At 56.8% G+C, this 14465-nt stretch carries 11 protein-coding genes; 7 read left to right on the top strand and 4 right to left on the bottom strand.

The genetic code is table 11. The annotated features are described in order from the left end of the window. Positions 1-10 precede the first annotated feature (10 nt). The 3 genes from RISK_RS22155 to RISK_RS22145 all read right to left on the bottom strand — a co-directional run bounded on the left by RISK_RS22155 (position 11) and on the right by RISK_RS22145 (position 4111). Positions 11-916 carry an alpha/beta hydrolase gene (locus RISK_RS22155; protein WP_236696576.1) on the bottom strand — a complete coding sequence of 302 codons (906 nt, stop codon included), beginning with the start codon at positions 914-916 and terminating at the stop codon, positions 11-13. 133 nt (positions 917-1049) lie between these two features. Further along, the gene (locus RISK_RS22150) at positions 1050-2081 is read right to left on the bottom strand and encodes a hypothetical protein (RefSeq protein WP_047816470.1); all 1032 of its coding nucleotides are present in this window, start codon (positions 2079-2081) and stop codon (positions 1050-1052) included. A 209-nt stretch (positions 2082-2290) separates the two neighbouring features. Continuing rightward, a complete protein-coding gene (locus tag RISK_RS22145) occupies positions 2291-4111 on the bottom strand; it encodes a SulP family inorganic anion transporter (RefSeq protein WP_047816469.1) in 1821 nt (606 codons plus the stop codon). A 427-nt stretch (positions 4112-4538) separates the two neighbouring features. Between RISK_RS22145 and RISK_RS22140 the strand changes: the two genes are divergently transcribed. From RISK_RS22140 to RISK_RS22120, 5 genes are all read left to right on the top strand, one after another. Continuing rightward, positions 4539-5342 carry a 3-keto-disaccharide hydrolase gene (locus RISK_RS22140; RefSeq protein ID WP_047816468.1) on the top strand — a complete coding sequence of 268 codons (804 nt, stop codon included), beginning with the start codon at positions 4539-4541 and terminating at the stop codon, positions 5340-5342. A gap of 307 nt (positions 5343-5649) precedes the next feature. Continuing rightward, positions 5650-5964 (top strand): 50S ribosomal protein L21, encoded by a 315-nt coding sequence (rplU, locus tag RISK_RS22135; protein WP_047816713.1) that lies wholly within the window; start codon positions 5650-5652, stop codon positions 5962-5964. A gap of 23 nt (positions 5965-5987) precedes the next feature. Beyond that, positions 5988-7082 (top strand): serine/threonine protein kinase, encoded by a 1095-nt coding sequence (locus tag RISK_RS22130; RefSeq protein ID WP_083435116.1) that lies wholly within the window; start codon positions 5988-5990, stop codon positions 7080-7082. A 311-nt stretch (positions 7083-7393) separates the two neighbouring features. Next, on the top strand, positions 7394-8059 hold the full coding sequence (locus tag RISK_RS22125) for an FKBP-type peptidyl-prolyl cis-trans isomerase (RefSeq protein WP_047816711.1): 666 nt from the start codon (positions 7394-7396) through the stop codon (positions 8057-8059). A 109-nt stretch (positions 8060-8168) separates the two neighbouring features. Next, entirely contained in the window at positions 8169-9452 is a 1284-nt protein-coding gene (locus RISK_RS22120) for a PQQ-dependent sugar dehydrogenase (protein WP_047816710.1), read from the top strand. Between the two features lie 345 nt (positions 9453-9797). Here the strand turns inward: RISK_RS22120 and RISK_RS22115 are convergent, their stop codons facing one another. Beyond that, positions 9798-11144: an outer membrane protein assembly factor BamB family protein gene (locus tag RISK_RS22115; RefSeq protein WP_047816467.1), complete on the bottom strand. Its 1347-nt coding sequence runs from the start codon at positions 11142-11144 to the stop codon at positions 9798-9800. Between the two features lie 368 nt (positions 11145-11512). On the opposite strand from RISK_RS22115, the gene RISK_RS22110 reads away from it, so the two are divergent. After that, positions 11513-12169 carry a sigma-70 family RNA polymerase sigma factor gene (locus RISK_RS22110; protein WP_047816466.1) on the top strand — a complete coding sequence of 219 codons (657 nt, stop codon included), beginning with the start codon at positions 11513-11515 and terminating at the stop codon, positions 12167-12169. Beyond that, on the top strand, positions 12154-14454 hold the full coding sequence (locus RISK_RS22105; protein ID WP_047816465.1) for a serine/threonine-protein kinase: 2301 nt from the start codon (positions 12154-12156) through the stop codon (positions 14452-14454). Before RISK_RS22110 ends, RISK_RS22105 begins: the two co-directional genes overlap by 16 nt. Positions 14455-14465 lie beyond the last annotated feature (11 nt).

Genomic DNA, 14465 nt, shown 5'->3' with positions numbered 1-14465 from the left:
AGCCTGTCGTCTACTTCAACCAACCATTCAATTGCAGCCAAGCTTTGAGTTGGTTGGGCCATTGGTCGACGGGGCGGTCGCCGCGGAACATTCCGAAGCCGTGGCCGCCGGTGGGGAAGAGGTGCATTTCGGCTGGCACGCCGTGTTCGATGCAGGCGGCGTAATAACGCAGGCTGTTTGCGACGGGAACTCCTTTGTCGTCACCAGCATGAACCAAGAACGTGGGGCAAGTCAATGAGCTGACTTGTTCGTCTCGCGACATCTGATGCACCAACTCTTCACTGGGAGATTCACCCAACAGGTTCTTCTTGGATCCGCCGTGCGTGATTTCCTTGTCCAAGGAGATGACTGGGTAAATCAACGCGGCAAAGTTGACGCCGGTTTGCGGGTCCGTCGCGATGGTCGATGCCAAGTGACCGCCTGCGGAGAAACCCATGATGCCGACTTGATCCTTCGCGAGTTTCCATTCGTCCGCGTGATCTCGCATCAGCTTGACGGCTTGGCGAGCATCGCCCATTGGGATCGGATGCTTGTGTGCACCACCGCCGCATCGGTACTTCAAAACGCCAGCCGTCACGCCTTGTTCGGCGAACCATTCCGCCACCACGTGGCCTTCTTTGTCGATTGCCAGCCCGCCATAACCACCGCCGGGGCAAATCACGATCGACGTTCCTGAATGCTTGGCTGGGTCAGCGTGGTAGACCGTCAAGGTCGGACGCGAGATGTCCGTGACCCAGGAATTTCGATCGCCTCGATCGTTCAAGACTTCGGTGTCATCGGCTTCGGTGGATCCGAGTTCTTCATCGGTCCAAAGCGGAAGCGTTTCGGGTTCCGCCGATTCGGCGAGTGAGCAGAGAGGCATCCAAGCGGCAGTGAGAACGACGAGCGTGAGAGGAAACTTCCAGGAGGTGTTCATGGGCAGGGCATTCGCGAACAAGGTGGGATGATTCGTTGGGAGAAACGAAATCATAACTCGTCGCGCCGCGAAAAGTGCGGGTGGGCCCGTCTGCCCCGTGAGACAAAATTCGCGTGGGGGCTCCTCCGCTGCGTCAGCGCGTCGTCGACGCTGGCGATTCGTTGCTGCCCACTTGGCTGACCTGGGGCGGGTTCAGTTGCGATTCGTCCCACATCGGTTGTGGTTCGGGAACAGACCACTCGGGCTGTGACAATCCAGGCTGGGAGATGCCAGGGACGGCTTGCTGCGGTACCGGTTGGCTGCGGAACATTTGGTGGTAGTCAGCCAAATGCTGATCCACGTCCCGCGACAGCATGCGTCCGTTGGCATGACCTGCGATCACGCACCCGTAGTACAACGCGGTTCCGCCACCGGGAATGAACCAGCTGGCCGTGCCCGCCACATAGGTTCCGTAGGCGGGGTACAGAATGCGATTGGCTTCGATGATCCCGGCTCGGTCGTGACGATCGTAGAGATGCGCCATCACGTCTCGCGAAGCGATCGTTTCGTGCCACGTGGGGAAGAACATGTACGCCAGGCCATAAGTGCCTTGATAGCGACGACGCGTGAAGTCCTTGGCGTGAGCCAGTTCATGCAGCGCGATCGCGGGAACATCACTGTACAGATGCACCGTCTGCGTAAACGGGTTGAAATGGTCACCACCAAAGAAGCGACCCGGCAGAATCGTTTCGCCACCAACCGACAACAAACCCAAGGTGTAACGGTAAGGCCACGCGACGGTTTTGTTTTGCTGCAGTCGGTGAAAGTCTTTCAAAGGTGCGTATTGGTTGACTCGCACCTTCACGTGAGGCAGGTTGTTTTCATCCAAGTAGCTGGCGACCGTTTCGATGGTCGGACCGGTGATTTGGTGATTGTCGACCCGATGATCCCACAGCAAGATTTTGTCGGGGATGCCCCAGATCCATCCCGCCGTGTCGAGCACCTTGTGGGGCTCGCCGAACTCCACCTGGCTGGTGGAATCGTTGAGCAGCTCAGGGGCGATGTATTGCGGGCGTGTCGGAATGTGGGCGGGCGTCAACACGTGACAGCCGGTGGAACTGAGCAGTCCCAACGTTGCCACCACGAGAGCCAAGAGTTGGCAACGAATCGCTGCGTGCACCTTCATTCCGCCAATCCCTTCACCGAATTCGGATGTCGACTGAGACTCACGAAGTGATTTTCGCGAGCGAGTCTGTCCCTGTACCGAAGCGAACCAGCACCTGGCTCGGCTCCGCAGGATTTCTATCGGAAGGGAACCCGGTCCAGGACAAATGGAACTGGACCGGTCATGCGAAATTCACGGCCTTTGACGGCAGTGGTTTCACGCTGGCCGTTTCACGCCAAGCGGTCGGTTGCCACGTGATAGTGCGGGTCTTCGGAAACATTGACTTCGACCAAGTCACCGGCTTGATTCAACAACGAACGACATTCTTCGCTGAGGTGAGTCAGGTGCAAACGTTTGCCAGCGGCTTGATACTTCTCCGCCAGCCCATTGATGGCTTCCAAGCCCGATTGGTCGTAGACGCGGCTGTAGTAGAAATCGATCACCACGTCGTCGGGGTCTTCGGCAACGTTGAACATTTCTTTGAACGACGACACGGAAGCGAAGAACACGGGGCCGTGCAGCTGATAGATCTTGCTACCGAACTCGTTGATTTTGACATCCACGCCGATGTGCGTGGCGTGTTGCCAAGCGAAGACCAAGGCCGAGACGATCACACCCAAGATCACAGCGGATGCCAAATCGTGCATGAACACGGTGTAACCAGCCACCAAGATCATCACAAACATGTCACTGCGAGGCATACGGCGAAGCATCTTCAGCGACGCCCATTCGAACGTTCCAATCACCACCATGAACATGACGCCGACCAAAGCCGCCATCGGAATTTGTTCAATCCAGGGTGCCAAGAACAACACGAACAACAACAGGCAGATCGCGGCGGTGATCCCCGAGAGTCGACCACGACCGCCCGAGTTCACGTTGATCAGTGACTGGCCGATCATGGCACAACCGCCCATGCCGCCGAACAACCCACACACCATGTTGGCGGTGCCTTGTCCGATGCATTCGCGGTTGCCTTGTCCGCGAGTTTCCGTGATTTCGTCGATCAAGGACAACGTCATCAGAGACTCGATCAGTCCCACGCCGCAAAGCACAATTGCGAATGGGAAGATGATTTTCAGCGTGGCCCAGTTGAAAGGAACCATGTCAAATTCCATCCAGAACGGCATTGGCAAACCGCCACTGATGCCGGAATCCGAGTCGGAAGATGCTTCGGCAGCCGGATCCGCCGGTGGCATTTCGATGTCTGGCGTGTCGGTTGCTGCCGCAAAGGAATCTTTGATCGAAGGGCCGTCTTGAGCGACAACCGCACTGATCAAAGTGTTGGAACCATCGGCTGCCGTGAGCGGATTGAATTGTTGAGCGTGCAGGGCTGCTTCGGCTTCCTCGGCCGCCATCGCTTCCTTGGCTGCTTTGGTTTCCGCCGCGATCGTGTTGGTTCGTAGCATGTCGCCGACGGTGGCAAGCAAATTGTCGCCGGTCTCGGTCCGTTGCGATTCGTTCACCGCGACTGCGATCAACGTGATGCTCAGAATCGCTGCCAAGGAGGCAGGAATCGCTGTCGTGACTTTGGGCAACAACCAGATGATTGCCATCGTCAAACCAACCAACGCCAGCATGGCGAACAAAGGCAACCCATTCAGGTAGACCAAGGTTCCCGATTCAGAAAGCGTTTTGAAACTGCCCAACTGAGCCATCCCGATGACGATCGCCAATCCATTGACGAACCCCAGCATCACGGGGTGAGGCACCATGCGGATCAGTTTTCCTAACCGCAGCAAGCCAATGATGATTTGCAACACACCGCACAGGATCACGGTTGGGAACAGGTATTCGACGCCGTGATCGGCCACCAGAGCGACAACGACCACCGCCATGGCTCCGGTCGCACCGGAAATCATGCCCGGTCGGCCACCGACGACGGCGGTGATCAACCCGATGAAGAAGGCTGAGTACAAACCGATCAAAGGCGACACACCCGCGACGAACGCAAACGCGATCGCTTCGGGAACCAGCGCGAGAGCGACGGTCAGGCCAGAGAGCAGGTCGTTTTTAAAGGAACTGGTTTGTTGACGGAAAAAGTTCAGCATTTTGGTTTCCGAAGCAGCGACTCATCGGTTCAGTCGCAGGTTCTGCTAAGTCGTTACGGATGGAGCTTCCTTAAACGTAGGCCACCGTGAGACAAAAGCTCGACCGAATGAACATTCGGGCCATCAGCAGAAACCCAATCGACTTGCCAGTGAGGCAGCGAGGGCGGGTATTCAAACCCAAGAAGCGACGCGGGTCAGTCCATTGCATTCCCACGCGAAAGCCGGACTATAATCCTGTCCTACCTTGGGTCAACGCGAATTCGCCTGGCTCGACCGACCACGCACCGGCGTCTCCAACCCACCTCGCCGGTCATCCGAAGGAATGGGCGCAGATTAATGCGCCTCATGCCCTCTTTAAGTTCGTCCGAGGTGATTGTTCGCCCCGGTGCCCGCCCCTTCCTCCCCTCCAAATCCACAGAGTTCGATCATGCGGCTCGTTTCAGAATTTTTCGGTTCGCTTTCGTTTCTTCAACGAAACGCCCTGCCATCCAGGTGGATGACGTTGGCCATCGCTGGTTGCTGCGTGCTCGGTGATCCATCCGCGTCGGTGTTGCACGCGGATGAACCTAACGAAACGGGCTCGAACGTTTCGGTCCAAGTCTTTGACACCGACGCTCCCGGTTGGCGGCAATTGGACGGCGACGACTTTGTGCGAGTCAACGGCGACGATCAGACACTGGTCTGGGAAGGCACCGAAGCGCTCGGCAGCGGCCAGCCCATCGGCGTCACTCGAACCAAATTCGAAGTCAAAAACTTTGAGTTGGTCATTCAGTGGAAGCATCTCAAACCGGCCGGCAACTCTGGCGTGTTCGCTTGGGTGCCCATGTCGGCTTTGGAAGGCCTGCCGCCCAACCGTTTGCCCAACACTGGCATCGAGGTCCAGATGTTGGACCTCGACTACGGCCGCAAGTACACCGAATCGACCGGAAAACCACCCACTTGGTTCACCAGCCACGGCGACATTTTCGCGGTTGGAAAATCGTCGATGCAGCCGTTTCCTCCGCTGTCGCCCGACGGTCACCGAAGTTTTCCCTCGGCAGAGACCACCCATCCGCACGGAGAATGGAATCAATATTACGTCCGCGGGATCAACGGGGAGATCCGTCTGTGGGTCAATGGCGTGGAGGTTTCCGGCGGCCGAAGTTGCTCGCCCGATGAAGGCTACTTGTGTCTCGAATCCGAAGGCAGCCCGATTCGATTCCGCGAAATTTGGCTGCGTGAGCTCCCCTGAGCACCGATTTAGGAACCATTCGGGATCAAAAAGGTAGCGGAAGGGCGCGAGCCCTCCGGTGACACACCGGGCGGCTCGCGCCGCTCCGCTATAACCGAACTTGATTCCGAACGGTTCCTGAACACCAACAATTGTGAGACCGGGCGATATTTCGCTCAACCGAGAGGTTTCCGAGCGACGATCAACTGGATTCGGACGCATTCGAAAAATCAGCCCTGGTAAATCCACGGGCCAGACACTATCCTTCGCGATTCGAAAATACGACCTTCGGGTCAATTCCCAATTCTCCACGAACCTTTTTCCCGCCATGTATGCCATCTTTGTCGACGGTGGACGCCAATACCGAGTCGAACCAGGAATGGAACTCGACGTCGATTACCGTGACATCGCTGCAGGAGAAAACCTGAAATTTGAAACCGTTTTGGCCGTTGGCGCTGAAGACGGTCTAAAATTGGGTGCTCCGACTCTGGACGGTGTTTCCATCAGTGCGTCGGTATTGGGCATGTCCCAAGACAAAAAGATCTACATTCAAAAGTTCCGTCGTCGCAAACACAGCAAAAAGCGAACGGGACACCGCCAAAAAAACACCCGCATCCGAATTGAAGAAATCGCGGGCGTATGACGCTTTCCTGATCGGCTGGTTCGATGCCCCATCTTCGCCTGAATGATTTTGAACTGGGCGCGGTTCTTGGAGTGGGCACGGTCGGCACGGTTTACGACGGGAAAGTTCGCGACGACATCGAAGTCCATCCTGCCGCTGATGAAATTCGCGGCCAGGATTTGGCCATCAAAAAGCTGCACCCGGCCGTCTCCCAAGACGAGCTGATCCAAGCCCGTTTCCGTCGCGAAATGTTGATTTTGGAGCGTTTGCAGCATCCCAACATCATTGGGTACTTCGGTGGCGGTTCCGAAGACGGACAACTGTTCTATGTGATGGAACGCGTTGACGGCGGAACCATCAAAGACTTGCTGGAAACCAACGGAGCGTTGGCCTGGCCGGTGGTCGTCGATGTGGCTCGGCAAGTTTGCTCGGCACTTCAATGCGCCCACAACCACGGTGTGATTCACCGTGATCTCAAACCGGGCAATCTGTTTCTCACACGAGATGCACTCGTGAAATTGGGTGACTTTGGGATCGCTCGTGACCAGCATTCGTCGGACCTGACGTCGCAGGGTTTGACGGTCGGCACCCACGCTTACATGGCACCCGAACAGATCACTGGGGATGAAGCCATCAGCGGAAAGGCAGATTTGTATGCCCTCGGCTGCGTGCTGTTTGAAATGCTTGCCAATCGCAAAGTGTTTGCCGGCGAAAACTTTGCCCAACTGTTTGAACAGCATTTGCGGACGAAAGCCCCCACCATCGCTTCGCTGGTGCCAGATGTTCCTGCGGAACTGAGTCAAGTCATTGCCGAATGCTTGGAAAAGCAGCCCGATGATCGACCCTTCAACGCTCGATCCGTTCAAGGGGTGATGATTGAGATCGGTGAGAAATACGATCTGTCAGCTCATCCCCAACAATCCCCGCCCACCGCGGGTGATTCCCACGCTGAGAACCATCCTGCTGACGTCAGTGCCGACAGCGTGACCGAAAAAGGACGGCGGTTGTTGGAAGAGCAAATCCATTTCCGCTTGGGCGGAACAAATCGCGAGCCAGTCAGTTTGGCCAAGATCAGTGTCATCGTGGTGGCGCTCATTGTCCTCGTTGTGTTGGCGGTTTTTCTGTCGGGTGGTTCGTAACGATCCAACGGCGTTGGATTCAGCGAGCTCGGGTGAAAGAAAGTACCGTTCCACCGCAACCGAACCATGGCGGACTGTGTCCAACCTGAAACGGTGTTAAAAAACGCCAATTCTGAACCGTGGATTGCCCCCACTTCACCCGGGCGTGAAGTATTCTGCCACGACTGGTATCTTGAATGCAGGCAGCACGAAGTCTCGAAGGTTGTCGGCAATTGTCTGCCCACAACGCGTCTGCTTGCCTCCCTCTTAGGACTTTACCGATGCCCCGTCTCTCCCGCCTGCTTCCCACCCTCTGCTTGGCCACGTTCATCATGACCTCCCCCGGCAACGCTCAAGATGATTCAGCGGCCAAGGTCGATGACCAACTTGGCTACTTCCTCGGATTCACTGTTGGCAGTTCTTTCGTTCAACAAGGTTTCCAATCCACTGACTTCACCGTCGAAGGAATGAACCAAGGTTTGCAGGACGCGTTGTCGCAAAAAGACCCCGCTCTGAGCGACGAACAGCTGCAAGAAATCCAAGGCAAAATTCAGGCCATGATGCAAAAGCGTCAGGCTGAAAAGATGGCCGAGCTGCAAAAACAAGGCGTGCTGAACCAAGAGAAGAGCGCGTTGTGGCTCAAGCAAAACGCCAAGGTCGAAGGCATCAAAGAACTCGAGGGTGGACTGCAATATAAAGTGGTCAAAGAAGGCGAAGGCGCCTCCCCATCGGCCGAAGACACGGTCGCGGTTCACTACACGGGCAAATTGACCAATGGCGAAGTCTTTGACAGCTCGGTCGAGCGTGGCCAGCCTGCCAAGTTCCCCGTCGGTCGCGTGATCCAAGGGTGGCAACTGGCGCTTCAAAAGATGAAGGTCGGATCGAAGTGGATGCTCTTCATTCCACCAGAATTGGCCTACGGCGAAAACGGTTCGCCACCCAAGATTGGACCCAACGAAGTGTTGGTCTTCGAAGTCGAGTTGCTCGAAATTTTGTAGGTCGCCACGGCGGTCCCAATCCAATCGAATGTTCCTGGACGCTCGTCATTTGACGAGCGTCTTTTTTGCTACCTCCACTCATTTCGTTCGTTCTCGCGAAGGTTCCCCCATGAAGAAATCTTGGATTCAACAGCTGCTGCTCAGTGGAGCTGCGACGGCTTGCTTGGCCGCGCCACCCGCGAACGCTGAATCACCGGACGCGGTTGCCAAGCAACCCACCCAGGCTTCGCCCACGATCAACTTGGCCGAGCCTCCCGCATCGCTCGACGTCTCACCGATGCCCGTCGAAGTCGTGGAAGCCTACCCGAACCTTCGCATCAGTCGGCCGGTGATCATCACTGGTGCGGGTGATGGAAGCGGACGATTGTTCGTCGCCAGCCAAACCGGCGAAGTCTACTTCTTTGACGAAAGCGACAGCGAAGTCTCTGAGCCAGAACTGTTCGCCGACTTCAGCGATCTGGTCACGTACAAAGACCGCGAAAATGAAGAAGGCTTTTTGGGAATGGCGTTCCATCCCCAATTCAAAGACAACGGCCTGTTCTATGCCTACTACACCACGTCGGACAAACCGCACGTTTCGGTTCTGACCGAGTTCAGCACCGTCCAAGGCAGCGACAACCAAAAGGGTGATCCCTCGTCCGCTCGCGAATTGCTGCGGATTGAACAACCATTTTGGAATCACAACGGTGGCACCGTTGCGTTTGGCCCCGATGGTTTCTTGTACATCGCGTTGGGCGATGGCGGGAAAGCCAACGACCCACTGCAATCGGCCCAAGACCCAAGTCAGTTGCTCGGTTCGGTCATGCGAATCGACGTCGACCAACGCGAGGGCGACAAGCCGTACGGCATTCCCAAGGACAATCCTTACGTCGGTCAAACTGATGCCCGGCCTGAGATCTATGCGATCGGTATCCGCAACATTTGGCGGATGGCGTTCGATCCCAAGACCGACTTCCTGTGGGCCGCGGACGTCGGGCAGAACGAGTGGGAAGAAATCAACCTGATCCGCCGCGGTGGGAACTACGGATGGAGCCTGCGAGAAGCCAATCACAAGTTCACGCTCAATGGCAACGGTTCTGACGCTCGTCCCGATTTGATCGATCCGCTGATCGAGTATCCCCACACCGATGATTGGGGAAAATCAGTCACGGGTGGAGCCGTCTATCGCGGGACTCAAACACCGATGCTCGATGGTTATTACCTTTACGGCGACTATGTCACCGGAAAGATTTGGGCGTTGAAGTACGACGCAGAGACATCAACGGTCACCGAAAATCGCCCCATCGCGGCAACCGGATTGCCCGTCTTCACCTTCGGTCAAACGGACTCAGGCGAAGTCCTGGTGAGCACCATGATGGCCGGCGGACGAATCTACAAATTCGTCGCCAAGTGAGTCGCGTCACCTCGTGGTTCGTCACAGCTAAAAGTGAGGGTTGATCGTAGTGGACGAGGCGACGAGTCCTTGGATTTGACGCCAGTTCAGGACTCGTCGCCTCGTCCACTACCCTAAGAACAAGTCCTGACAGACCACGAGTGAGACATTGAGGCTCGCGGCGTTCGCTTCCTCCTCCGAACTTGGCATCCGATCAATGGATGTGTCCGGAGGAGGAACATGGAATGAGACTTAGCCACGCGTGAACAACAAGTGACGATGTTAGCGGTGTGGCGCAAGCCGCCCGGTGAGGGACCGGAGGGCTCGCGCCCATCCGCTACTTTTTAAAATCCCGAAAATGGTTCCTCAGCGAGCGATGTCAAACGCGAAAATCAGGTTTTGATCGCGAATGAACAACGTCTGATCCGCCACCACGGGGTGGGCCCAAATCGCACCGCTTCCACGAGGCAAATCTGTTTCGCGAGGGATGGTCAACTTGCCCAGTGGTGACCAACGTTCGGGATTGGGTTCCAACAGAATCACCGTGCCATCTTTATCGTTGTAGCAATACAAACGACCATCGGCGAAACAGATCGAACCGCTCGTGTTGGGACGCAGTTTCTCTTGCCAAAGCGTGTCACCGCTTTCGATGTCCTGTGCCATCCAAACGCCACCACTGGCTTTGGTGAGTCCGTAGATCGTGCCGTCCACCGCCACCACGCCGCCGTGGTGATTCATCATCGACTTTCCGTCGAGATGATAGATCTGTTCGGCGTTGATTCCACCATCGGCAGAAGTCAACTTCAACAACACGTTGCCGGCGCCGTAGTCGCTGGTGTGATAGATGTGGTCACCGAGAATCAGTGGCGTCGGAATGGTGGCGACTTTGTTTCCTGACAAAGGGTTCTCAAACAGCTTTGCACCGGACTCACAATCAAACGCAACCACACCAATGCTGCTGGCGGTGACGTAGTAATTGGTTCCGCCCAGGGAACCCTTCATGGCGGACACGTAGTGTGAGGGCGCGTCGACGCCCTTGGATTGCCACAGCAATTTCCCGGTGCGACGATCCAAAGCAATCATGAAATTGCTGCCGCCCGGTGTGACGACGACGCGATCGCCATCGATCAACACCGACTCGCTGTATCCCCACTTGGGAATCCCACCGCCGTAGTCGGCGACCAAGTCGACGGACCAAAGCTTGCGTCCGTCTTGGCGTCGCAGGGCCGAGACGACACCCACGTCGGACAACACGAAGACCTGATCGCCATCGATGGTCGGGGTGCTGCGTGGTCCGCCACCCCAACCCGTGTTGTAGTCGTCGCCGCTGCCGGCACGCGACACGGGAACTTGCCAGATCGATTGCCCGGTTTTGGAGTCGACGCAAATCGTATAGCAGTTCTGCTCATCCGAGCCCATCGAGAACAGTTTGCCGTCCACAATCGCGGTGCTGCTGTACCCACGTCCGGCGGTGGAAAATGTCCACTTCAGTTTGGGGCCGTCCTCGGGCCAGGTGGCAAGCAAATTTTGGTCGGCTGCCTTGCCGTCTCGGGCAGGACCTCGCCATTGTGGCCAATCGGTGTCACCGGCCAGCAGGTTGGTTCCCAGCACCGTGGTGCCGAGGATCAACGAAGTGGCTGCAATTCGTTTTACCTTTGCCAAGATCGGCCGAGCAGTTTCGAATGAGGGCAGGATACGAAGTCGACGAAGCATGGTGGCTCGTTCCGGAATGGTGTGAAGGCGGGGAAGGTCGGAACTTTTGGTCGAGTTCCGCCTAGGCACTTTAGCAAACCACCCCACGCGATCCAAGCAAGCGGAACGCCCGTCAAGGAACCTCCGGACACCCAGGACAGCATTCGTTCCGGTCAGGGGCTTCGTTTTGCAAACCAAGGTCTGGGAAGAACTTAAGAAGTTGGTCGAAATTCGTAGCGGACGCTAGAATCAGCCCCATTTTGGATCTGAAAACGACATGATTGACCGTGCCGCTGCGATCTTTCACCGATCCCAGTTCAGGCGGGCAATCAACCAGCCGGTGAAACTGGACTAAACTGACAGACACCGTTCCTGCCGAGAGATTTCTGTTGAACCCACCGCGATCTGATTCGACGTCTTCGGACACCACCACCGCTTTGGTGATCGCCTCCAAAAGAGGCGACAACGAAGCGTTGGGGCAATTGATGTTGCGCTACCGGGGATACCTGTTGATGCTGGCTCATCGCTATCTCAGCGATCAATTGCGTCGACGCATTGATCCGGCCGATTTGGTGCAGGTCACGTTCTTGGAAGCGAAACGCGACCTGCATGCGTTTCGAGGCGAATCCTCGGGCGAGTTCGCGGGCTGGTTGCGAGGCATGCTGAAAAACAATGTTGCTTCCGCGGTCGCTCACCACGTGATGACCCAGAAGCGTTCGACAAAGAAAGAAGTGCACGCTGGAGGAGCAGGTGGCGATGGCAGCCAGCCCGACAACTGGATTGCGCAAATGCCTGGAGCCAAGACCAGCCCGAGCGGTGTGGCGGTTCGGCAAGAAGCGGTCAGTGCGATGATGGAAGCACTGCATGAGCTGCCCGAAACGCAGGCCGAAGCCATCCGACTGCGCTACATGGAAGGACTGTCGTTGAAAGAGATCGTCGATCGAATGGACAAAAGCGAGACCGCGGTCGCCGGTCTGCTCAAACGAGGTTTGAAGAAGCTTCGGACGATTTTGGACACCGACAGCAGTCCTTGGTGGAAGACCTGATGGCTGAAACCAACGACGACGGTTTGGACGAGATCTTCGCGTTGTACCTGTCCGCTTGCGACACGGGTGAACTGACTTCACGAGATGACTTTCTGAAACAGCATCCTGAACACGCCGATCAACTTCGCGAGTTGATGGACGCAGCCGATTTGATCGGGACCTTCTCCATGGCTGGATCGGCTCCTGGGGAGACGTCCCACCCGTGGACCGAACCAATCACGTTGCCGCCTGATGTGGATGCCCACGAGGTGGATTTGCGTCTGGCATCGACGGCCAGCCAGATTGATGTTCGAACCGACCTCGCCGACACAATTGGAATTGGCACCGCGTTGTCGGATGATGGTCTGGGGGAACATTCCAACGTGGATCCCAATTTGACGCTGCCAATGGCCAATCGCTCCCAAGGTGATTCGGGTCCGTCGCTTCCATTCGATCTGGGCGACTACCAACTGCTCAAAGTTTTGGGCGTCGGTGGGATGGGAGTGGTTTATCTGGCCAAGCAACGTGACTTGGACCGGTTGGTGGCCGTGAAGATGATCCGCAGTGGCATCTTGGCTGGCCAAGACGAAGTCAAACGTTTTTACATTGAAGCCAAAGCCGCTGCGAAACTCAAACACCCCAACATCGTCGCGGTTCACCAGTTCGGGCGGCGTGCCGGTCACCACTTCTTCTCGATGCAGTATGTCGAAGGGGAAGACCTTCAAAAGGTATTGGCCAAAGGTCCGCTGCCATCCCGCCGAGCGGCCGAAATCGTTCGCGACGTGGCGCAAGCGATTCATCACGCCCACAGCCGAGGAGTGCTGCACCGAGACCTCAAGCCTGGCAATGTGCTGATCGATCCGTCGGGCCAAGTCCATGTGACCGACTTTGGTCTGGCCAAACACACCGACGCGGACAGCAGCGTGACCGGCAGTGGTGCCGCGGTGGGAACTCCTCACTACATGGCTCCTGAGCAAGCCCTCGGACACAGCGACCGCGTCACCCATCACAGCGACATCTATTCCCTCGGTGCGATTCTCTTTGCGGCGATCACCTCACGCCCACCGATCGTTGGCGACACTGTGATGCAAACGTTGTTGAAGGTCGCCCATCAACCCCCGCCAACCCTGCGATCGGTTTGTCCGCAAGCGGAATCGGATCTGGAGGTGATCGTTGCGAAGTGTTTGGAGAAACAACCCAAGGATCGCTACAAAACGGCCAAAAACTTGGCCGATGATCTGAATCGTTTCTTGTGCGGCCAGACCATCCATGCTCGCTCGAGAAGTCGTGCTCGCAAAGTCATCGACTGGTTTGGACAAGTCCCGGTTGTCGCCGCGGTCACAGGGCGTCAGACATCCGGCACACCCATTGGACAGCGCCGATTCCAGAATGGAATTTTGTCCGCTTCGCTGGTTCTTCCGGTGCTGTTGTTTGCCGCGTTGGTGTGGCAACAACGAATCAACAACGCGATGCCCACGCGAATTCGAATCGCAGGCGGTCTTCCCGGCGGCTTGTACAATCGCGTCTCCGAAGAGTTGTCCCAGGGCCTGCAGTCACGCACCTCCGTGCCTTGCGAAGTCATTCAGACCAATGGCACGTGGGACAATCGCGAGCGTTTGTTGGCTGGCGAATTTGAGTTGGCCCCGATCCAAGCCACCGCGGTCAATGGAGAAACGCTTCGCGTGGTGGCACCTTTGTTCTACGAAGCCGTCCACATTCTCATTCGCGATGACAGTGAGATTGATTCCGTCGAAGACCTCTCGGGACAACGAATCGCCGTGGGTCCACACGGCAGCGGTTCACGTCGAGCGGCTGAGATGGTGCTCGAGTCACTCTCCTTGTCTGAGTCCGTTTCGCCTCGCGTTGAGATGCCTTGGGAGACGCTGCAAGAAACCAACCCCGAGGTTTCCGCCGAAGCCGCGATCATTTGCATCGGCGTCGGCAGCGACCTCGTCACGCGAATGCTGACAGAGCATCGATGGCATTTGTTGCCGCTTTCCAATGGGGTCGCGATCGCACTGCAGCATCCAACGCTGCACGCGATGACGATCACCGTCGATGCGTACTCCGGATCCAGCATCCCCGCGTCGGGTATTCACACGGTCGGAACCACCGCGTTTCTGGTTTGTCGCGACACAGCCCCGGATCCTTTGATCGAAAGCACTCTGCATTCGCTTTACGAGGAACCATCGATCATCGGATTGATCCCGGCTCGCCAAGCCGCCGAGTGGCAAGGCCTCGCTTTCCACCGGATCTCCCGTCGCTACTACGACGAATTGGAAGCTCCAGCGGACAAGGCTCCTTGAGCCAGTTCGTT

The sequence above is a fragment of the Rhodopirellula islandica genome (assembly GCF_001027925.1).
Classification (GTDB): Bacteria; Planctomycetota; Planctomycetia; order Pirellulales; family Pirellulaceae; genus Rhodopirellula; species Rhodopirellula islandica.
This window is presented reverse-complemented; position numbering and strand designations above follow the sequence as displayed.